The 21467-nt window shown below is 57.5% G+C and carries 12 protein-coding genes; 3 read left to right on the top strand and 9 right to left on the bottom strand.

Annotated elements, in window-relative coordinates:
- The first annotated feature begins 654 nt into the window (after positions 1–654).
- Positions 655–7563: a TcdA/TcdB pore-forming domain-containing protein gene (locus tag MO767_RS17525; protein ID WP_282481603.1), complete on the top strand. Its 6909-nt coding sequence runs from the start codon at positions 655–657 to the stop codon at positions 7561–7563.
- Between the two features lie 101 nt (positions 7564–7664).
- On the opposite strand, the gene MO767_RS17520 is transcribed toward MO767_RS17525, so the two are convergent.
- A complete protein-coding gene (locus tag MO767_RS17520) occupies positions 7665–8261 on the bottom strand; it encodes a MarC family protein (RefSeq protein ID WP_007937197.1) in 597 nt (198 codons plus the stop codon).
- A gap of 258 nt (positions 8262–8519) precedes the next feature.
- Between MO767_RS17520 and MO767_RS17515 the strand changes: the two genes are divergently transcribed.
- Positions 8520–9305: a hypothetical protein gene (locus MO767_RS17515; RefSeq protein WP_282481519.1), complete on the top strand. Its 786-nt coding sequence runs from the start codon at positions 8520–8522 to the stop codon at positions 9303–9305.
- A 59-nt stretch (positions 9306–9364) separates the two neighbouring features.
- Entirely contained in the window at positions 9365–10093 is a 729-nt protein-coding gene (locus MO767_RS17510; RefSeq protein ID WP_282481518.1) for a hypothetical protein, read from the top strand.
- A gap of 192 nt (positions 10094–10285) precedes the next feature.
- Here MO767_RS17510 and MO767_RS17505 read toward each other — a convergent pair whose 3' ends face one another.
- From MO767_RS17505 to accC, 8 genes are all read right to left on the bottom strand, one after another.
- Complete coding sequence (locus MO767_RS17505; RefSeq protein WP_282481517.1) at positions 10286–13060, bottom strand: hybrid sensor histidine kinase/response regulator; 2775 nt, start codon at positions 13058–13060, stop codon at positions 10286–10288.
- A 99-nt stretch (positions 13061–13159) separates the two neighbouring features.
- Positions 13160–14455 (bottom strand): phosphoribosylamine--glycine ligase, encoded by a 1296-nt coding sequence (gene purD, locus MO767_RS17500; RefSeq protein ID WP_282481516.1) that lies wholly within the window; start codon positions 14453–14455, stop codon positions 13160–13162.
- A gap of 155 nt (positions 14456–14610) precedes the next feature.
- Positions 14611–16218 carry a bifunctional phosphoribosylaminoimidazolecarboxamide formyltransferase/IMP cyclohydrolase gene (purH, locus tag MO767_RS17495; RefSeq protein WP_282481515.1) on the bottom strand — a complete coding sequence of 536 codons (1608 nt, stop codon included), beginning with the start codon at positions 16216–16218 and terminating at the stop codon, positions 14611–14613.
- A gap of 81 nt (positions 16219–16299) precedes the next feature.
- Positions 16300–16620 carry a DNA-binding transcriptional regulator Fis gene (fis, locus tag MO767_RS17490; RefSeq protein WP_007907419.1) on the bottom strand — a complete coding sequence of 107 codons (321 nt, stop codon included), beginning with the start codon at positions 16618–16620 and terminating at the stop codon, positions 16300–16302.
- The gene (gene dusB / locus MO767_RS17485) at positions 16617–17627 is read right to left on the bottom strand and encodes a tRNA dihydrouridine synthase DusB (RefSeq protein WP_282481514.1); all 1011 of its coding nucleotides are present in this window, start codon (positions 17625–17627) and stop codon (positions 16617–16619) included. The genes fis and dusB overlap by 4 nt, the downstream gene beginning before the upstream one ends.
- Before the next feature lie 185 nt (positions 17628–17812).
- Entirely contained in the window at positions 17813–19021 is a 1209-nt protein-coding gene (locus MO767_RS17480; RefSeq protein WP_282481513.1) for a DUF3426 domain-containing protein, read from the bottom strand.
- 30 nt (positions 19022–19051) lie between these two features.
- The gene (gene prmA, locus MO767_RS17475) at positions 19052–19930 is read right to left on the bottom strand and encodes a 50S ribosomal protein L11 methyltransferase (RefSeq protein ID WP_282481512.1); all 879 of its coding nucleotides are present in this window, start codon (positions 19928–19930) and stop codon (positions 19052–19054) included.
- 169 nt (positions 19931–20099) lie between these two features.
- Positions 20100–21458, bottom strand: coding sequence for an acetyl-CoA carboxylase biotin carboxylase subunit (gene accC, locus MO767_RS17470; protein WP_282481511.1), 1359 nt, complete (start codon positions 21456–21458; stop codon positions 20100–20102).
- Between the last annotated feature and the right edge of the window lie 9 nt (positions 21459–21467).

The following is a 21467-nucleotide window of genomic DNA, read 5'->3' as shown; positions in this document are numbered from 1 at the left end:
TTGTCACTGAATAAATTCCCGCCTGCTGGTCGGCACTTTCGTCCTGGCGTTGATGCGTCATCTATTTCACCAATCGTTGTGGGGTTTATGACTCTCGCCACGAAGAATCAATACTGTTTTCTGTCGCTGCTTTCTTCCTTTATCGAGTGCTTTTTTTGCAGTCGAAAACTTCAGCATTGCGCATGAGTTACAACGCCGCTTGTTTGCTGATGGCCCCAGAGATTTTGTTTGTCTAAGTGCACTTATTTAAGTCGGCAATATAAGGTTTTATTTTTTTAAAATTTAATTGTATTGAAATTAATTGAATTTCTTCGGGTTTGAAGTGCCCGCTTTTACGATTTAGTTTTGTCTCGTGTGAAGTAGTTGCTTCACGTATTGATCTGGTCTCGTTCAGAAATACGAAATGGTTGACGTTGTCGTCGAGCGGTATTTGCGCGGCTGTCTTACGGAATCTAATTGCATAAATTGAAGCTGGAGAGTGTCTTGTTTAATAGTCATTTGGATGTTTCGTATATCGGTGAATATGTAAAGTTCGCAAAACTTTTTAATCTTAAAGATCTTGAGCAGGCGTTAATTTCGCACAAAGGTACCGACGAGTACGACGCCGTCTTCAGGTATTACTCAGGCTGCATCGACTTGCTCGATTCGCCCCGGATGCTGGAACCGCTTGGCCTGTTGAAGCAAGCATTGGCATCTTTTGTCGGGCCTGCCGGTCGACAACGACGAACGACTGAGTCGCTTCCTCCCGAGAGCGCGGCCCCCGACGTGACAGACATCTACGAACGGCTCGAAGGTTTCGAGGCTCGTTTGTCGAACAGTACGCAGCAGTTGCTGATTCCCAAAACAAACGTTCCTGACAATCTGCATTTTGTCTGGCTCGGCGGTGGTATGGGCGATATCCAGCGCGACTACATCAATATCTGGAAGCAGACATTGTCTGGGCAGGGTTACACCCTCAAACTCTGGTACGACAGCGATGCATTGCTGGCCTACGAAACCAATCGGATTATTGTCGAGGCAGCCAAGGCTGACGCCATGCTGAATGGCGGGCAGGCCAGTAGTAACGCTGTTGAGCTAGGCGACAAGTATGAAGAGCGGGTCATCGCTCTCAAGCAGCAAATGTTTGCGCACATTAATAAAGCGGTAGAGCGCGGCGAGAGCGCCGACAACGCCAGGATCGATCTGTTGGTTCGAGCCTATAGCCAAGATGAAGGACGGTTGAAAGTACTAAGGGAAAAAAACCGCCAGAGTCTGTTGTCGCTGAAAGAGGGCGCTATTGTTCTTCGCGATCTCGCCACCGAGGCGACACCGTTGCACTTGCAGGACATCTACGAGCGAGAAATCAGCTTGCGTGGCAACTTTGCTGCCGCCTCCGATATTGTGCGCGCCGAGGCACTGGTCGCCGACGGTGGCAGTTATGCAGACGTCGATTATCTGCCGCCGCTATTAGAAAACCTGGGCGGGGTGGATATCAGCCGGTTTGGCTCGGATGCACGCCTGGGTGTTTTGCAACTGATACTTGACCACAGCCCTGAGTGGATGCCGGGGCGGCAGGTTATACGCAGCAAGTACACAAACTATTTCGAGCAAATTCCCTTGGAGCACCGTGAGGCGCTGGAGAATTTTGCCAAGAGCCGCCCTGATATCAGCAGTGTTTTCCGGCGCCCGGTAGAGCGCCAGGTGCGACCGGATGAACTGCGTGCTGTCGTCGTAAACAGCACGTTGAGTAACGCGTTCATGATGGCTCATCCCGGGTCAGCAATGCTCAAGGCCATTCTTGACCGTTTCAGGCTTAACTATGAGGTGGTTGATGCCACCGGCCGGTTAGCCATTGAACGAAAGATTGCGCTTATCGACGCTCAGGCAGTCATTCAGGTTGCCAAGGAGGTGGTCGAGAAAAAGTTTGGGCCCTTACATGAACTGTCGGGTGAGGAGGAAATAGCGGTCAGTTTTTTGATGGAAGCTGCCGCTACTTACTATAGCGACGGTATCCGTCCGCAGAGTGAAGTAACCATTTATCTGACTGGGCCGGCTGCGATGCGCGATGGGCTGGCGGATTACGAAAAAAAGCATTTCACCCCACGGGGCGCTGAAGCTTCGAGAGCTGAAGTTTCCATACCACCCATCGCAACCGTCAACCTGGTGACCGAGGAGGAGCTGGATCACTCCTGGAAGGAGAACGAGAGCGACACGGCTCAATGGCTGAATAGAGAAAAGCAGCGTTGGGAGGCCGGGAAGTTCAAAACCCGCTATGCCGGCGATATCACACAGCTGCTCAAGTACCAGAGTATTGATTTCGAAGAAGGCTGGCCGGTGATCGAAGGTCGTCATGTGTTGATCACCGATCTGTTGCAGCAACTGGCCGATGATCTCGGTGAGCCATTTCGCCAGGCAATGAGTCAGCGCCACAACGGCAACATGACGTTTGAAAAGCCGTTGTCCCTGAGCTTCGATGACCGGCAAGCGATCATTGCTCAGGACTCCAACATCCGCCCCCCGGCATCCCTCCCGGACGCGGCGACACAAAACCTGTCGGTGGATGAACTGCTGAGCCGGGTCGCCAAAGACCCACTGCTCACCGTGAAACTAAACCCGCTGCAACGTCTGTTGCTCGGTGGGCTATTGGGCGTCAATGCTTTGGATAACCAGCATTTTGACGCAGCCAGTGCAACGCTTGAAAACCTTGCCAACACGATGTCGGAGTTGGGGGGCATCCACCGTTACGGGGCCATTGAACGGGAGCTGTTCAAGCAAAGTCATCCGGCTTTCCTTGCCGGGTTGACGAGGGCTTCCAACCCACCCGTGGCCTTGTCCGAAACCAGCGTCGAGCTCAAGAAGCAGGCACTCGAACGCCCGCTGACGCTGGTGGAATGGGGGCGTTTGGTCGCCAGAATTCAGCACGTGGCGAAACTCGAGTACCGCGACCGGATTGGCGAACGAATCGGTGAAGTGCTGGAGAGCTTCGATCACGGCAGTTTCAAAATGGTGCCGCAGGACTTGTTGCTCGAAGGAGCGGGCGACCGGGTTGCCGGACGCTGTTACCCGCTGGCGCTGGCCATGGCTGCTGCGCTCCACAAAGACAGCACCGCGGCCAACACTTTGCGGGAACGTTTTTACCTGGCAGTTACCGAACCTGAAGCCGCCGACTCAAGGGCGTTTGTGAGCATGATCGAGGAGCTGCGTGGCGCCCCTGTCAATGAAATAGGCAAGCCATTGATGCGCTCCGATCTGACTGAGATCGTAGCGATGCTGGAAGAAAAAACGGCCACCACCACCGTGATGCTCAACTCTGACAACCACTCGATGCTGGTTGCGAAAACGCTTGAGGGGTCGCATAGCGCTTACCTGCTCTACGATCCGAATTTCGGGATCTTCGAGTTTGCGACTGCCTCGGAGTTTGGTGAGGCGCTGACGCATTTTTTCATCCGCAAGGAGATGGCCAGGCATTACGCCGCTTTTGGGGATGTGGCGCGTCCGACCTTTGACCTGATTGAACTCAATGGTGCGGGGCTGAACGCCACGGTGCTTTCGTCCGGTGTTCAGGTCTCAAGCCTGTCGGAGCCAGGCGCGTTGCCGGAGCAAGCGGCACCGCCGGTAAGACAACGGTTGGCCAGTGCCCGGGGGCAGTCGTTGGTCAACAATGCGGCCCTGGGCAGTTCATTGCTGGAACTGGACGCGCACTGGTGGGGTGGGCAGATCGCGCAGGCGACACGGCAGTTGCAGGAGCAACACGGGCTGGCGTCGGATTCTGTTGCGTTGTTCGAGACACTGGAGATAACCCCGACAGGGGAATACAAAATCAGTCTGGTCAACACCGATGCCGGGCAGACCATTGAGCGTGTCACCACCAGCGATCACCGGTTCCTGAGAATTAAAAACTTCCTCTCCGAAACCTTCCATTCATTGGCCGCTCGCCCGCGTGCGCCGGTCAATCCGCTTGATCCGACAGACGCTGGCAGCGTTCATACGCTCAATGCCGGGTTCACCATTCAGGCCCTGATGAATGCGTTGCGACATCACGAGGGCGCGGCCAGCGGTGGTGACAAGGCCCTGACCACCGCTATTCGCCTGCATGCCTACGTCAACTATGCCCAATTGGCCCATGGCAACGTAGTGGATGTGCTCGGCGTAGTGAAACTGGTGCGTCAGGCACTGGACGATGAAAAGCTGATCGCCCGCACCAGCGCACCGTTGGTGCAAAGGGCCTTGGGGCATATCGCCAATGAAGGCGTCGGTACTGTGCTGGGGCTGGTGAATGTCGGGTTTGATATTTATCAGTTAAGCCACGCCACCAATGACATTGAAAAGGCGCAGTTCGGAACGCAGCTGGCCTTCGACTCCGCGAGTGCGGTGTTGGGCGCAGCTGGTCTGGGGGCAGCCCTGGCTGGCGCGGGTACGGTGGCCGCGGTGCTTGGGGGTGTCGGGGTGATTCTGGGCGGGCTGGCGGTGGGCGTTACGGCGCTGGCCGAAGGCTTTGCGACCATTGCGGAGGAAGCCAAGGAGGTCGCGCTGTTTTTTGATGGGCTGGAAAAGGAGTATGTAAAAGGCGGCTATCACCTGGACAAGGCGTCGAATGCCTGGATTGCGCATCCCTTGCTGGTGTTTGCCGGTTTGGATTTGCGCGCATCCACCGTCCATTTCGACAGCCCGAAACTGTTCCCGCTTCGGGACCATTTCGGGGTTCCGGATTTCGATGTGGATTACAACCGCGCCGTCGATATTCGCCAGGGCCTTGGGTTGCCGGACTCGGCGCGTTTTTCACCACAGGCAGGACAGACGATCGTTCTGCCCTGCAGACCCAAGACCTGGTACGGCTACGAATACAAGTTGCTGCCGTTTGTCACGTTTCGTCATGCCGGCGGGTACGACACGGCACGTCGACTGGAGAAAAAGAACGAACAGGGGCAATGGCAGTTTTTGTTTTCGTTCTACTCGTTTCCCGGTGAGTACGTGGTCAACCGGCTGAACCCGGTCTACAAGCCAACGGTATTCAATGTTCGTCTCGATAACGTCGAGCATTCACTCGCGGTTCCTGCGCTGCCGAAGGCGTGGCACGGGCTGGTGTCCTACCGGGTAGAAGGCGCAGGTGCTCAATGTTCCCTGTTGCTCAATCCTGGAGTGAGCCTTGAACTCGCCGCGCCCGGTCATACGGCCATGCTCTGGGTGCTGCGGACTCCATGGCTGGCGGAGACAGACATCCGGATAGAAGCCGGGGGGCGCCTTGTTTCTGGGACGCTGGATGTGACGTTCAGTGGCGGTGGCGCTCACCATGTGTTGCTCAAGCTGGCGGGTAACAAAATCGTGCGTGTAGATCTGGCTGCCCTGCGGCTGGAGGTTGTCGAAGAAGAGGCCGATCCGGCCCTGGGGGAACAAGCGTTGCTGGATCACTTCAAGACACTGACCCATGAACATCGTCTGGCCACGTCTTACACCCCCGTTCGCAACTTCGTGGTGCCGTTCGAAAAGCCGAACGAACCCAGGGCGGTAGTCGCGTATTACGACTCGGCACAGGATCGTTTTCTGTACATCCGCGACCCGAATGTCCTGGTGTCAGATGAGGTGATATTGGGCGCGGTGTTGGAGGATTCGGCTTTCTTCTATCACCCCGAGAGTTTCGATGTCTGGCAGGTCGATGCGATCACCGGGACGCTGGTTCAGCACTATCGTTTGCTTGTTAGAGATCGCTTGGCGATTGTCCGCTTCGAGGCTGTGACCAATGGCGGCATTCAGATCGTGCAGCAGATCCCTGGAAAGGACGGTCAGCGCGATGAACTGACCTATGTGATCCATGACCGGGCCGTATTGCTCAGCTCGATTACCCGCGGTCAGGATCCTGCGCTGCAGGCTGTTTTGGACGCTGACACTCTGACGGACTGGAAGCAGGTACTGGGCAACTATCACTTGCTGGCAGAGTCCGCCAATAAAGTTAACTGGCGTCCCGGTGCACTGGTTTCGATTTGTTGGCAGATCGATGCCAAGTCGCGGGATCTGGTCTGGGTGCGCAGCAGTGATGGGTTGATTATTCGTGCACCTGCCAGGCGTCACTATGCGCGGGGATGGGCAGACTCGATCAAGGCCTTGAATGATCTTGTGCTCATTGCTCCCGCCGGTGTCGAGGGCGACGTGTTCGTTACCTACGACAAACTTCACCAACGCCTCATGTGTCAGCAAAGGTCGATGGTGGATGGTCGCGCACAATGGTCGTCCAGCAACATCTCCCCCCCAGGGCTGAAAAATGTTGTTGCCGTTGAGCGGGACTATATCGCCCTGACCGACTCTGGTCTGTTCTTTGACATGATGCCGGACGGGAATCTGAGATTTGGCGGGCTGACCGAGCACTGGTTCAAAGGCAAAACCCAGTGGTGGTCAGCGCTGGCAACGGTTGCGTTGCAATACCCGGTGCCGAGTTTTGCCATCCTGGGTTTGGCCGGTTTCAAGGGCGGTTTGTGCGCCTGGTACCTGGGTGGTCGGCTGCTGCTCGCTGAAATGGGGCACGGCAAAGAAGTACGGTTGCTGAGTACTACTCCAGACGATCAGGCCACCTGGCTGTTTGATCTTTCAATCGGCAAGATTGTCCGTCAGGGTTTTATCGATCCAGACCACTTGAGCACGGCATTTGCCCAGGGGACGAAACTGTTACTGGCTGAGGCATTGCCAGCCCCGACGCAGGAATGGGCGAGCTGGACCTTTAGCGACGTAACCGTGGAAGGCTCTGGCCTGAGGGCAACGACGCTTGAAGGTGTAGAGGTGGATTTACAGTACAACGAACCGGTACGGATTTCGGGCGTTAACAGCCATTGGGTCGCAGCACTGGAAGGTGAATTGAGTGAAGGCCTGGCGGCGCTGGCGAACGAACATCGATGCGCCGATTTTCTGTCCGTCAAAGACCCTGACTACCAACAATGGTACGTGGTCCGGACCGGACGGTTGATCCGCATTCCGAAGACCGCTATTGCTGCGCAATTCACGCTCGTCGGCACCCAGCATCAAACTAATGTGATGCTGCATGACAGCGGGGATGGTTTTTTGCACACCTATCCGCAGAACAACAAGGTCGGGCCGCTCGACTATGTCCAGCGAAACGCCGAAGTACTGGTGGTCGAGGGAGCGAAAACGCGTACGGAGCTGCTCCCGTTGATTGCCGATGATGTCAGCATCCTGGTGCTCAAAATGGGTCAAGGTTCAACGACCTGTCGGCTTACCAGAGCCGCATGGTTGAAACTTGAATCGGTCATTGTCGATTGCCGCCATTCGCTCGACCACTCGCCTTCGGTTCCGGGAAAACTGATTTGGGATATTGTGGTTGCGGATCAGTTGTGGGCGAGCCGGGTCGATGAGCACTTGGTGATTGTGGATGCGGACAGCGGACACAGTTTGATCTTTCGCGACGTATTCTCGACCGATGTTGTTTTGCACCGTAACGTATTTCTGGCGATGAGCGGCTATCAGTCTTTCGCGGTGTCAACACTGGTAAGTACCCTGGTTGCCAGGAAGGGCAGCACGAGCAGTGTGTTACTCAAAGACATTTTGCCCGCCGCAATAGTTGAAAAAATAGAAGATTGAGTTGTGACAGCCACTCAAACATTGAACCTGTTCGATGTGTGAGTGGCTGTCGGCTTTTTTCATATGGATATGAAAATGAAAAGTACAACTAAGGTTGGGCGTCACGGAACCAGATAGCCCTTCACCCCGGTAAAGATGATCTGCGCCGCCAAAGCGCAGACGAACAACCCCATCAACCGGCTGACGATCTGCAAGCCCTGGTCACCGAGAATCCGCTCGATACGGTTGGACAAATAAAGCACCACTCCGACCGTGAAACTGGCCAGTGCAATACTGAGAATGGCCGTGAGTTTGTCGTCCCAATGAGGCTGACTCACGCCCATCACCAGCAAGGCGCCGATGGTGCCGGGGCCGACCGTCAGGGGAATGGTCAGCGGGACGATGGTCACGTCTTGCTGCACGTTGTCGGTTTGCACCGCCGACTTGCCCTGGGCCATGCCCAGCGCCGAGATAAACAACACACTGCCGGCGCCGATGCGGAACGCGTCCACGGTGATGCCGAAGACACTGAATATCACTCGCCCGAACAGGTACAGCAGGACGCTGGAGACCAGGGTGGCGGTTGCCACTTTCCAAGCCAGGCGTCGCTGTTCCTTGCGCGAATAACCGCGGGTCAGACTGATGAAGCAGGACAAAACGAAGAACGGGCTGTAGAGCACGAGCATCTTAAGGTAAACGCTGAATAACACATGGAGCATGGTTTTGGCTCGCATCCAGAGACGGGTGAATCGGAGTCTATCAGTTGGTCAAGTGTCTGTGGGTGTTGAGTTTGAAAAGGTATGGGATTGATTTTATTTACTTGTGTTTGGTTGGGTTGAGTTTGATTTGTTAGTTGTGTGAGGTTGGTTTTGTATACGGTGTTACATGTTTTGGTTTGTCTGAGTTGGTTTGTTTGTTTATTGTTCTTTTCGACAAGTTCATGAGGAGCTTGCATTAATGTCGATAAGGAAGAAGTTATGAATGGTATGTTTAGTAAAAGTCATATTGCTGCCTGTATAGAGAACCTTGAGAGTTATGATCTGGGTGAGTCACTGCTTATTAGGCCTCGTGGTTTGTTTGTGCCAGGCGAAGAAGTTGAAGTGCCGTCGAAAGGATCGGTCGTAGGCGAAGGCCTCATTAGTTTCAGCGGTAACCTCACCGGTATTAACCGCAGTGACGCGCAGAATGCTTTTCACTATGCGTCGCTTGTGGCAAACAAACAGTTTCCATTGGAACACCAGGGTAAAGAATGGTACGCGCTGTTCTGTAAAGTCATGGGTGAAGCGGGTTGGTCGACCATCAACAGGTACTACAACGATCTGGACGTCTCGGGAACCAGTGTCCGCATGGACAAGCTGGTGCTGGAGATCCTTGCTTCGGTCGTCGCCGGCCTTACCGTACCGGGCCCGGCTACTGCACTGATGCTGAAAACCGCAGGTGATGCGATTTCCGCCCTGCAAAAACGCGATACCGCATTGACGGTTTATGAGCGCAACTTGCTGCAACAAGGTGTGGGTGGAATATCGGCCGGCTCGTGTATCGATGTTAACGGTACTACTGTTTTTGCCATTGGCGCAGTACGTTTTACACGCCGGAATTCATCGACAAAAGTAATGTTCGTCGATACGGATGTTCGTAGCGTAGATCTGTATCGCGGTGAGACAGCTTTCGAAAAGAATGATCTGCTGGCGGCGGCTACTCGAGAATTGATTGCGTCGAAACTAGTGAAGCACTCGATTGCTAAGCTCGACTACGACATTTGATGGATGCCTGGAAGGGCAGTCGAAATAACGACTGTCCTTCTCTGTGTGGAGGTATTTGAATGAGATGTGATTATTCAGTATTGATTGTCGGGGCTGCGATTTTGATGGTGCCCGAATCAGAGGATCTGACCACTTATGATGATGTGGTCAATACGGTGTTGTACGCACAGTTGGCAGCCAATAAAAAAACAGAACTAGAACCGGGTGTGAGTTGGTATGACACCTACATGAAAGTTCTGGATGGTATCTGGATGTGGCGCGGTAAAGCGCGCGAAGACTTGAATCTCCCTTCAGAGAGCGTTGAGTCGGCGGTTCAGTGGGCGGCCGCAGCGATGTCCAACGTGGGGGCAGATGAAGGGCATGTGACTGCAGAAGTGTTGTCAAAAATTGTCAACGAATCGGACATCAACCCGGCAACCAACTTGTTGCGCAGCCATATGCAAAAAGTGTCCGAAAAGCAGTCTATCGAGGTGCCGGCACCTGCGATGGATGTTCGTTTGCTGGTGATTGTGGCGCCAACACCGACTTCGTTCAGCAGTGTATGTATCGAGCTCAAAACCCATCAATTGCTGAGTTCCAACCCGTTGGCGCACCTCTATTGGGGCGAAGATGTACAAGGCATCATCAGCCGCCGTTACGTCCGGGCGAATCTATCGGAAACGGTATATGCCCCTGTACGCGCTCAAATTGCTCTGAAGGTCAAGGACCGGATCGAGACCAATGTTGCAACGTTAACCCTGCACGACGATGCCTGCAGCACCACGCAGCCAGAGGAGATTCGGTCATGACGGATCTGATTGCACCACCGGTAGCGGTGGTTGGCGGCAGTATCGTATCGTTCGCCAGCGATCTGTCTGCGTCGCACCGCGAAGACGTCTACATGAGCACGGTTTGAATCGCTTGAGCAAAAAAAGCACCGAACAGCCAACCACGATCACGTTCAACACGCTTCATTACACCGAGCGTCAGTCCGAGGGCTCTCAGATAGTCGACGCTGTGCGGTTCTGCTGATCGCGCTGGGCAACCCAATGCTCGATCAAATCGCGCAACTGCGACAGCTCGACCGGTTTGGCCATGTGCCCGTCCATACCGGCCTGACGCGCACGCTCTTTGTGCTCGGCAAGGATGTGCGCAGTCAACGCCACCACCGGCGTGCGAATCCGCTGATTACCGACTTCCCAGGCACGCAATTGCTGAGTCGCGGAGAAGCCGTCGAGGATCGGCATTTCGCAGTCCATCAGGACCAGGTCATACCGCTGGGCTTTCATCGCCTGCAAGGCTTCTTCGCCATTGCTGGCGGTATCCGGTTGCAGGTTGAGCTTGCCCAGCATGCCGCGAATCACTTTGGTCGAGATGCTGTTGTCTTCGGCCACCAGGATGCGGAAATCGCTGGGCACCTTCACCGGTAATGTCGGGCCGGTGGGCAGGTGCTGGGAGATGGAGAGGCCTTTGTTTCGCTGGTTCAGCTCATCGGCCAGCGTCGTCTTGAGCGTGTAACCGGCCACCGGCTTGGCGAGGATGCGTTTGATCCCCGAGTTGCGCGCGATGATCTTGCTGGGCGCATTGCTGATACCGGTGAGCATGATCAGCAGGATGTCGTGGTTCAGGCTCGGGTCTTCCTTGATCTTGGCGGCCAGTTGCATGCCGGTCATGCCGGGCATGTTCTGGTCCAGCAGGACCACGTCGAAGTAATCGCGCAAGTGAGCCTTGGTGCGCAGCAACGCCAGCGCTTCCTTGCCGGACGCTACGGCACTGACATTCAGGCCCCAGGCGGTGCACTGTTGCACCAGCACTTTGCGACACGTGTCGTTATCGTCCACCACCAATACCCGTGCACCCTGCAGTGGGCCATCAAGGTCAGACGTTGGGTGTTCGAGGCGGTCAGGGTCCAGCGGCAGGGTCAGCCACAAGGTGCTGCCCTGATTGGCACCGCTCTTGATGCCGAACTCCCCTTGCATCAAGCGAATCAGCTGACGGGCGATCACCAGCCCCAGATTGCCTCCCAGACGGGTGGCCGAGAGGAAGTGCTTGCTGTGCAGTTCGGCGTGCATCAATGCGTCGCGCTCTTCGGCGTCCATCGGCTCGCCGCTGTCCTGCACGGCAATGCGCAAGCGCGGTTTGGCACTGCGCTCATCGAGCGCGACGACGATCAGGATTTCGCCTTCGTCAGTTTTCTTCAGGGCGTTTTCCAGCAGGCTCAGCAGGGTCTGACGCAGGCGCGTCGGGTCACCGCTGATGACGCGTGGCACTTGCGGCTGGATAAAGCTGATGAGCTCGACGTTCTGCTGTTCGGCCTTGGCGCGGAAGATGCTCAGGCAGTCTTCGATCAGCGCGTTGAGATCGAACTGCACATCGTCCAGTTCGATCTGCCCGGACTCGAGTTTGGAGATGTCGAGAATCTCGTTGATCAGTGTCAGCAGTTCGTTGCCGGCACTGTGAATGGTCTGCACATAGTCGCGCTGCTTGACCGAGAGCGGCGTGCCCAGCAGCAGCTCGGTCATGCCCAGCACGCCATTCATCGGGGTGCGGATTTCGTGGCTGATCTTTGCCAGGAATTCGGCCTTGGCGTTGATCTCTGCATTGCTGGCGGCCAGGTCGCGACTGATGCTGAAACGGTTTTCGGTAATGCTGCGCTGGCGTTCGCTCAGCGCAATGTTCATCAACACGCCGCTGATGCAGATCAACCCCAGCAGCGTCATGATCAAGCCCTGCGGTGCGACCAGGGTCAATCCCAGCAGTGCCGGCAACATGATCAGAGTGCCAATGTTGAACACCACCATCGCCGCGACGAAAAGGCGCGCCGGGCGATAACCTTTTTGCCAGTGATAGGCGCTGACGAACAACATGCTCAGACCTGCCAGAGCGACCAGGGCGTAGGTCATGATGTTCAGCGGCAGCGTGTTGACGAATAACAGCAGCAAGCCGCAGACCACGATGAACAGAATGTCCCCCAGCAGCAGCTTGTTCAGCGGGTGCGGGCCGAGTGGAGCGAAGAAGCAATAGGCGAACATCAGGCCGCACGGCGCCGTCAGCAGCAGGGCGAGGTAGGCGCCGGGTGTCTGCACCGCGTGCCAGTTCGGCAGCCAAGGCCCTGCCAGATTCAGCAACAGCAACAGGCTGAGCATCAACAATGCTTCGCATCCGGCCAGCCAGAGACTGCTGCGTGAGCGGGTATAGGCGTAGCGGACGAGGCTGTGCAGGATCAACATCCCGAGGCAACCGAACAGCAGACCGTAGATCAGCGTCTGGTTCTGATGGGCTGCGCTCATGATCGCCGATTGCAGGGTGATGTAAGGCCGCAACTGATGGTCGGAGACCAGTCGCAGGTAAACATCGAGAGGTTTTTCGTTTTGCGGTAGCGGCAACATGAAGTCGCTGCTGGGCAATGGTCGTTCAGCCTGGGGCTGGCCGGTGCCGGTGTTCAGTTGCTCGATCAGCGTGTCGCCGTCCAGCACATACAGATTGAGTTGCGACAGATCGGGAGCGAACACCCGCAGCAACTGTTCATGCTTGCCGGGCGCGAGTCTGAAACGCAGCCATAACGCACCATCGGGCTCGGCGGCGGTGAGGCTGTCGAGTTCAACGGGGCTGAATTGATTGGTGTAGCGAGCAGAACGGATGTCGCTGAGCTGCAGGTCGCCCTGTTCGTCGAGCAATACCGCCCAGCCACTGCCTTGCGCGGCTTGGGCCGGGAGCATGCAGAGCAAGGTCAGCAGTGTGACAGTGAAACCTATGGCAATCCTGAGCCAGCGCACGGCGAAATCCCTTCGTAGGTTGATGCCAGAGTATAACTATGCGCGGCGCCGGAATAGTCAGGCAAGGGCCCGAAGCCCTTGCCTGGCCCAATGGCGCTCTTATTCCTGATTTTCGCCACGCTCGCGCGCAATGGCACGGTAGCCAATGTCCTTGCGATAGAAACAGCCTTCCCAGTCAATTTTGGCCGCCAGCTTGTAAGCCTGCTGCTGAGCGGCATCGACGCTGGCCCCCATTGCCGTGGCGCAGAGTACCCGACCACCGGCCGTCACCACTTGACCATCCTTGAGTGCAGTCCCGGCGTGGAAGATTTTGCCTTCCAGTGCTGCAGCTGCATCGAGACCGTTGATGGCAACGCCTTTGGCATAGTCACCAGGATAGCCGCCAGCGGCCAGCACGATGCCGACGCTCGGACGCGGATCCCATTGTGCTTCGACCTTGTCCAGGGCTTGCGCCAGCGCCGCTTCGACCAGCAACACCAGGCTCGACTGCAAACGCAGCATCACCGGTTGGGTCTCAGGGTCGCCGAAACGGCAGTTGAATTCGATGACTTTTGGGTTACCAGCCTTGTCGATCATCAGACCGGCATACAGGAAACCGGTGTAGACGTTGCCTTCCTCGGCCATGCCGCGCACGGTCGGCCAGATCACCAGGTCCATGACGCGCTTGTGCACTTCAGCGGTCACGACCGGGGCAGGGGAGTAGGCACCCATGCCACCGGTGTTCGGACCGGTGTCGCCGTCGCCGACGCGTTTGTGGTCCTGGCTGGTGGCCATCGGCAATACGTTCTTGCCGTCGACCATGACGATGAAGCTGGCTTCTTCGCCGTCCAGGAACTCTTCGATCACCACGCGCGAGCCTGCGTCGCCGAATGCGTTGCCCGCGAGCATGTCGCGTACGGCGTCTTCGGCTTCGCTCAACGTCATGGCAACGATCACGCCTTTACCGGCGGCAAGGCCATCGGCCTTGATCACGATCGGTGCGCCTTTTTCACGCAGATAAGCCAAGGCAGGCTCGATCTCGGTGAAGTTCTGGTAGTCGGCGGTCGGGATCTTGTGGCGCGCCAGGAAATCCTTGGTGAAGGCTTTCGAACCTTCCAGCTGAGCAGCGCCAGCGGTTGGACCGAAGCAATCCAGGCCACGGGAGCGGAACAGATCGACGACGCCAGCGACCAGCGGCACTTCCGGGCCGACGATGGTCAGGGAAACGTTCTTCTCGGCGAAGTCTGCAAGCTGCTCAAGGGCCAGCACGTCGATAGCGACGTTCTCGCACTTGGCTTCAATGGCGGTGCCGGCGTTGCCCGGAGCCACGAAAACCTTCTGCACGCGCGGATCCTGAGCCACTTTCCAGGCCAGGGCGTGTTCACGGCCACCACTGCCAATGATCAAAACATTCATTTCAAAAACCTCGGATGACGCTAATTCTGGAGGCAGCACTGAAGCTGCTTTTCTGTGGGAGCGAGCTTGCTCGCGATAGCGTCGGCACATCCAGCATTAATGTGACTGAAAGACCGCTATCGCGAGCAAGCTCGCTCCCACAGGGGATCGGTGTATCAGTGACGGAAGTGGCGCATGCCAGTAAAGACCATCGCGATGCCGGCCTCGTCTGCGGCAGCAATCACTTCGTTATCACGCATCGAGCCGCCAGGCTGGATCACCGCCGTGATGCCGACCTTGGCCGCGTTGTCCAGGCCGTCGCGGAACGGGAAGAACGCGTCGGAGGCCATCACCGAGCCTGCCACCTGCAAACCGGCGTGCTCAGCCTTGATCGCAGCGATACGGGCGGAGTTCACGCGGCTCATCTGGCCGGCGCCGACACCGATGGTCTGGCGGTTCTTGGCGTAGACGATGGCGTTGGACTTAACGTATTTGGCGACTTTCCAGGCGAAGATCAGGTCGTGGATCTCTTGCTCGGTCGGAGCGCGCTTGGTCACGACTTTCAGGTCGTCGGCACCGATCATGCCGATGTCGCGGCTCTGCACCAGCAGGCCACCGTTGACGCGTTTGTAGTCCCACGCAGCCGCGCGATCAGCCGACCACTCGCCGCAGGCCAGCAGGCGCACGTTGGCTTTTGCCGCCACGATGGCGCGAGCTTCTTCGCTGACGGACGGGGCGATGATCACTTCGACGAACTGACGCTCGACGATGGCCTTGGCGGTTTCAGCATCCAGCTCGCGGTTGAAGGCGATGATGCCGCCGAACGCCGACTCGGTGTCGGTGGCGTAGGCCAGTTCGTAAGCCTGACGGATGCCGCCTTCGGCGTCCGGGCTCACAGCCACGCCGCATGGGTTGGCGTGCTTGACGATCACGCAGGCCGGTTTGACGAAGCTCTTCACGCATTCGAGCGCGGCGTCGGTGTCGGCCACGTTGTTGTACGACAGCTCTTTGCCTTGCAGCTGGGTGGCGGTGGCGATACCGACTTCGGCAGGCTTGGCTTCCACGTAAAACGCCGCGCTCTGGTGCGGGTTCTCGCCGTAGCGCATTTCCTGAGCCTTGACGAACTGGCTGTTGAAGGTGCGCGGGAACTCGCTGCGACCTTCGGTGCTGAGGGTTTCAGCGGCCTGGTTCACGGTGCCCATGTAGTTGGCGATCATGCCGTCGTAAGCGGCGGTGTGTTCGAACGCCTTGAGCATCAGGTCGAAACGCTGAGCGTAGGTCAGGCCGCCAGCCTTGAGGTTTTCGAGGACGCTGGCGTAGTCGCTGGCGTTGACCACGATGGCCACGTCTTTATGGTTTTTTGCTGCCGAACGGACCATGGTCGGGCCGCCGATGTCGATGTTCTCGATGGCAGTCGGCAGGTCGCAACCTGGCTTGTTGATGGTGGCTTCGAACGGGTACAGGTTGACCGCTACCAGGTCGATCGGCTTGATGCCGTGTTCGTTCATGATGGCGTCGTCGATACCGCGACGACCGAGGATCCCGCCGTGGATTTTCGGGTGCAGGGTCTTGACCCGACCGTCCATCATTTCTGCGAAACCGGTGTAATCGGCGACTTCCACTGCGGCAACACCGTTGTCGCGCAGCAGCTTGAACGTTCCACCGGTGGAGAGGATCTCGACGCCCAGGGCTTCAAGCTCCTTGGCGAATTCAAGGATCCCGGTCTTGTCGGAAACGCTGATCAAGGCGCGGCGGATCGGCAGGCGGGTAGTCTGGTCGGTCATTTCAATTTCCATCAAAAGCAAAGGAGTCAGCAAAAAAGGCGACCGTTTTTACGCGGGCGCCTTTCTGGTTTGATTGAATGCTTACAGCAAATCGTACTGCTTGAGTTTCTTGCGCAGCGTGCCTCGGTTCAGCCCGAGCAGCTCGCTGGCCTTGGTCTGGTTGCCCTTGACGTAGTTCATCACGCACTCGAGCAGGGGGGCCTCGACTTCGGAGAGCACCAGGTTGTACACATCCGTGACGGCAGCGCCTTCAAGGTGGGCGAAATAATTGTGCAGCGCCTTCTCGACACTCCCGCGAAGGGTCTGACCTTCTTCGCTCGGCGTATTGAGGTGCTGTTTCAAATTCACGTTGTCGCTCACGGGTGTTGTTCCACTCACTAAAGTCTCGGTCATCATCGTCATGCGGCCACCTCGTCTCCGTCCCCTGTCAGGCTCTTGTAACGTTCGGCGAAGAAGCCCTGAACGTTGGCGCATTGTGCTTCCGTATCTTCCAAACGATTGAAGTGGGCGCGAAACTCCCTGGCGCCCGGCAAGGTTGCGAGATACCAGCCCACATGCTTTCGAGCAATGCGTACGCCCATGACGTCTCCATAGAAGACGTGCAGCGCAGCCAGATGCTCTAGCAGAATGCGTTCCACCTCGATCAGCTCCAGTGCCGGGAGTTTCTCTCCGGTACGCAGAAAATGATCGATCTCACGAAAAATCCATGGCCGCCCCTGGGCGGCCCGGCCTACCAGCAGGCCATCGGCACCGGTCGCATCGAGCACGTACCGGGCCTTCTCTGGCGAATCGATATCGCCATTGGCAAAGACCGGAATCGACACGGCCTGCTTGATCGCGGCGATGGTGTCGTACTCGGCTTCGCCGGTATACAGATCGGCACGGGTGCGGCCATGAACCGCCAACGCCGTAATGCCTGCCTGCTCGGCGATCTTCGCCACGGTCAGGCCGTTCTTGTTGTCCCGGTCCCAGCCGGTGCGGATCTTCAGGGTAACCGGCACATCAACCGCAGCCACTACGGCCTGCAGGATCTCGGTCACCAGTGCTTCATCCTTCAACAGCGCGGCCCCGGCGGCCTTGTTGCAGACCTTTTTCGCCGGACAGCCCATGTTGATATCAATAATCTGTGCGCCCAGTTCAACATTGGCCCGGGCCGCATCCGCCAGCATCTGTGCATCACCACCGGCGATCTGTACCGAGCGGGGCTCGGGATCACCTTCGTGGATCATGCGCATCCGCGATTTGCGGGTGTTCCACAAGCTCATGTCGCTGGTGACCATTTCCGAGACTACAAGTCCTGCGCCCAGTCGCTTGCACAGCTGACGAAAGGGTTGGTCTGTGACTCCCGCCATCGGGGCGAGAATCAAGCCGTTGTGCAATATGTAAGGACCGATGCGTACCGCCGACATAGGACTTCCCTGTTGTGGGGTCGGATCATGAGAGTTCGAAAAAGGGTTGGCATGATACCCGCTCTCGATGACTGGATAAAGGCTGAATTGAACAAAATCTGAACAGTTATTCTGTTATCGCCGGCGGTTTGGTGTGAGCGGTCAAAGTCAGAAATATGCCGTCAAAGCCGTAACACTGAACCGTTTCACTCGGGCGAATGGAAGCTCAGGCTGTAATTCACCGCTTTGGAACCTGGATCGAGAATATCCAGTGCGATGTGGATCGGCGTTTGCGGAGGCATTTCCGACATCCCTTCGAGATCGCCGTTGAGGTACTCGCCGGGCTTGAAGCGACGGCTGGCGATCAGGTGGCCGTTGAGGTCGGCAAAACGCAACTCCAGCAGCGGGAAAGGCTGGGAGAAGGGCGCGCGGTTGTAGATGATCGCGTCGACCACCAGTGCGCCGCTGAAGTCCGGGTGGCTGCGAACCACCAGGTTGCTGCTTTTGATTTTGGCGATGTCGACTTTGGATGGCACGGTGCAGCCGATTTGTGGGCACAGTTGCTGGAACCACGGACGGTACTGGTCCTGGCGCGCCAGCTCGTCGAAATGGTAGGCAATGTACTGACCGGCGAGCGCAGCGGTGCCGAGCAGGACCAGCAGCAGCCAGAAAAATCGGCGACCCCAGGGTGAACGGCGCTTTTGCCAGTCCAGTTGCAATGGGTCATCGGTCAGGTCTTGCAGGGCTTCAGCACGGACAGCCGGCTCACGCTTTTTGCGCACAGGCTCGATCGAGGGCAGATCGTCGTCGACGTCATCGGTCGCCGACAGGCGTTCGTGATGTATGGGGGCGTCGAGTGGGTCGTGCAGGCGCAGCTGTGGCGGCAGAGACTCGTCGTCCAGCTCCACTGGTTCCAGGGACAGCGAAGGTTCGGTGCGCGAGTATTTGCTCGGATCGAGTTCCAGCTCCGGCAAATCGGCTTCAGCGGTCTGCGCACGATCGGCAGCCGATTCGCTGAACAGGCTGTCGGGCCACGGCGCTTCTTCGTGCTCGACGGTATCCCGGCTGGCACTCAGGTTGTCTTCGCGCTGTCTGCCGAATTCCGTGGTCGGCTGGATCTCTCGTTGTTCGAGGCGGGCGAGTTCTTCGTCCAGGTCCAGGCTGTCCAGATCCAGCTCGGCGGCGGTCCATTGCTTTTGGCTGATGGCTCGCGGCTCCGGCGGTTCGACGATGGCCGGGGTAACTGGCGTGATCGCGTCTTTACCGGCCCGTTGTTCAAGCAGCTGCTTGGCGGCGTTGAACACCTGCAAGCACGAGCCGCAACGAACCACTCCGCGGGCCACGCTCAACTGAGTATGGCTGACGCGGAAGCTGGTTTGGCAATGCGGGCACTGGGTGACGAAACTGTCGGTCATGCGGCGATCCGGTTTATGCAGGCGCTCATTCTAGCGCCGACGGCCAGTGATGCGCACCCAGCCATCGCGATTGGCGATCGGGTCCAGATCGAAGTCCTGGGCGTAGGCTTTGGCGACTTCTTCACCTTGCTCGGCGAGGATGCCCGACAGCGCCAGACGACCACCGGGTTTGACCAGACTGGACAATTGCGGCGCCAGGGAAACCAGCGGGCCGGCAAGAATGTTGGCCACCAGCACATCGGCCTGAACCTGCGGCAGATCTTCCGGCAGATACAGCGGGAAGAGTGCTTCGGCAATGTTGTTGCGCCCAGCGTTATCACGGGAGGCTTCCAGGGCTTGCACGTCGATATCGGTACCGACGGCTTCCTTGGCGCCCAGCAGCAGGGCGGCAATCGCCAGAATCCCCGAGCCGCAGCCGAAGTCCAGCACGTTGCAGTCCTTCAGGTCCTGACCGTCGAGCCATTCCAGGCACAGCGCTGTAGTCGGGTGAGTGCCGGTGCCGAACGCCAGGCCCGGATCCAGCAGCAAATTCACGGCATCGGGCTCTGGCGCGGCGTGCCAGCTTGGAACGATCCACAGGCGCTGGCCGAAACGCATCGGCTGGAAACCGTCCATCCAGCTACGTTCCCAGTCCTGGTCTTCGATGATTTCGCTGTGATGCTCGGGCAGCGGACTGCCAGTCAGCAACTCAAGGTGGGCCAGTACGGTGGTGGCTTCGGTGCCGCCTTCGAACAGGGCCAGCAGGTGCGTGTGCGACCACAGCGGCGTGGTGTTGAGTTCCGGCTCGAAGATCGGCTGATCTTCGGCGTCCATGAAGGTCACCGATACGGCGCCCACTTCAAGGAAAGCGTCTTCGTAGGTTTCGGCTTGTTCTGGGCTGATGGCGAGACGGACTTGCAGCCAAGGCATGGCGGGCACCTTTGAAAAATATTGATTGCAGCCTAGCGGGCTGCGAGAAGCGCGCAAGTTTACGCGAGCGCGGGGCTTTTGTGGGAGCGGCCTTGCTCGCGTGCACATTATGAAACCTTCAGAAACAACAAAGCCGCTCGAAAGCGGCTTTGTTGGTATGGATCACAGCTTAATGCTTTTCGCCGGCCAGCTTGTGTTCCAGGTAGTGGATGTTGATTCCACCTTTGCAGAAGCCTTCATCGCGGACCAGGTCGCGGTGCAGCGGGATGTTGGTCTTGATCCCGTCGACAACGATTTCGTCCAGCGCATTGCGCATGCGCGCCAGGGCTTCATCACGGGTTGCGCCGTAGGTGATCAGCTTGCCGATCAACGAATCGTAGTTCGGCGGAACGGCATAGCCACTGTACAGGTGCGAATCGACGCGAACGCCGTTGCCGCCTGGTGCGTGGAAATGCTTGACCGTGCCTGGACTCGGCATGAAGGTTTTCGGGTCTTCGGCGTTGATTCGGCATTCCAGTGCGTGACCGCGGATAACCACGTCTTCCTGGGTGTACGACAGCTTGTTGCCAGCGGCGATGCTGAGCATCTCCTTGACGATGTCGATGCCGGTGACCATTTCCGAAACCGGGTGCTCAACCTGAACGCGGGTGTTCATTTCGATGAAATAGAACGCGCCGTTCTCGTACAGGAACTCGAAAGTACCCGCGCCACGGTAGTTGATGTCGATGCAAGCCTTGACGCAGCGTGCGAGGACTTCGGCCCGTGCCTTCTCGTCGATGCCCGGTGCCGGCGCTTCTTCGAGAACCTTCTGGTGACGACGTTGTAGCGAGCAATCGCGGTCGCCCAGATGGATGGCGTGGCCCTGGCCATCGGAAAGCACCTGAACTTCCACGTGACGTGGGTTGGTCAGGAATTTTTCCAGATAGACCATCGGGTTGCCGAACGCCGCGCCCGCTTCGGTGCGGGTCAGTTTCGCGAAGGAGATCAGGTCTTCTTCTTTGTGCACAACGCGCATGCCACGACCACCGCCGCCGCCAGCGGCTTTGATGATCACCGGGTAACCGACTTCGCGACCGATGCGCAGAGCGGTTTCTTCGTCTTCTGGCAATGGGCCGTCGGAACCCGGAACGGTTGGAACACCCGCAGCGATCATGGCGTGCTTGGCCGATACCTTGTCGCCCATCAGGCGAATGGTGTCGGCTTTCGGGCCAATGAACGCGAAGCCGGATTTCTCGACCTGTTCAGCGAAATCAGCGTTTTCCGCAAGGAAACCGTAGCCTGGGTGAATGGCGGTAGCGCCGGTCACTTCAGCCGCAGCGATGATTGCCGGGATGTGCAGATAAGAGTGCGCGGCCGAGGCCGGGCCGATGCAGACGGATTCGTCTGCCAGACCCAGGTGCATCAGCTCTTTGTCGGCCTTGGAGTAAACGGCGACAGTCTTGATGCCCATCTCTTTGCAGGCACGCAGAATCCGCAGGGCAATCTCACCGCGGTTGGCGATCAGAACTTTTTCCAACTTCGCAGTCATCAAAGTCTC

It is taken from the genome of Pseudomonas sp. UYIF39, assembly GCF_029963765.1.
Taxonomy (GTDB): domain Bacteria; phylum Pseudomonadota; class Gammaproteobacteria; order Pseudomonadales; family Pseudomonadaceae; genus Aquipseudomonas.
The sequence above is the reverse complement of the archived record's forward strand: the minus strand, read 5'-3'. Positions and strand labels throughout refer to the sequence as shown.

Bases quoted from the DNA above. Each gene is read 5' to 3' on its own strand.
- MO767_RS17510 (WP_282481518.1), top strand. From the start codon at position 9,365: ATGAGATGTGATTATTCAGTATTGATTGTCGGGGCTGCGATTTTGATG.
- MO767_RS17515 (WP_282481519.1), top strand. From the start codon at position 8,520: ATGAATGGTATGTTTAGTAAAAGTCATATTGCTGCCTGTATAGAGAAC.
- prmA (WP_282481512.1), bottom strand. From the start codon at position 19,930: ATGCCTTGGCTGCAAGTCCGTCTCGCCATCAGCCCAGAACAAGCCGAA.
- MO767_RS17480 (WP_282481513.1), bottom strand. From the start codon at position 19,021: ATGACCGACAGTTTCGTCACCCAGTGCCCGCATTGCCAAACCAGCTTC.
- accC (WP_282481511.1), bottom strand. From the start codon at position 21,458: ATGACTGCGAAGTTGGAAAAAGTTCTGATCGCCAACCGCGGTGAGATT.
- dusB (WP_282481514.1), bottom strand. From the start codon at position 17,627: ATGTCGGCGGTACGCATCGGTCCTTACATATTGCACAACGGCTTGATT.
- MO767_RS17525 (WP_282481603.1), top strand. From the start codon at position 655: ATGCTGGAACCGCTTGGCCTGTTGAAGCAAGCATTGGCATCTTTTGTC.
- MO767_RS17520 (WP_007937197.1), bottom strand. From the start codon at position 8,261: ATGCTCCATGTGTTATTCAGCGTTTACCTTAAGATGCTCGTGCTCTAC.
- purD (WP_282481516.1), bottom strand. From the start codon at position 14,455: ATGAATGTTTTGATCATTGGCAGTGGTGGCCGTGAACACGCCCTGGCC.
- purH (WP_282481515.1), bottom strand. From the start codon at position 16,218: ATGACCGACCAGACTACCCGCCTGCCGATCCGCCGCGCCTTGATCAGC.
- fis (WP_007907419.1), bottom strand. From the start codon at position 16,620: ATGACGATGATGACCGAGACTTTAGTGAGTGGAACAACACCCGTGAGC.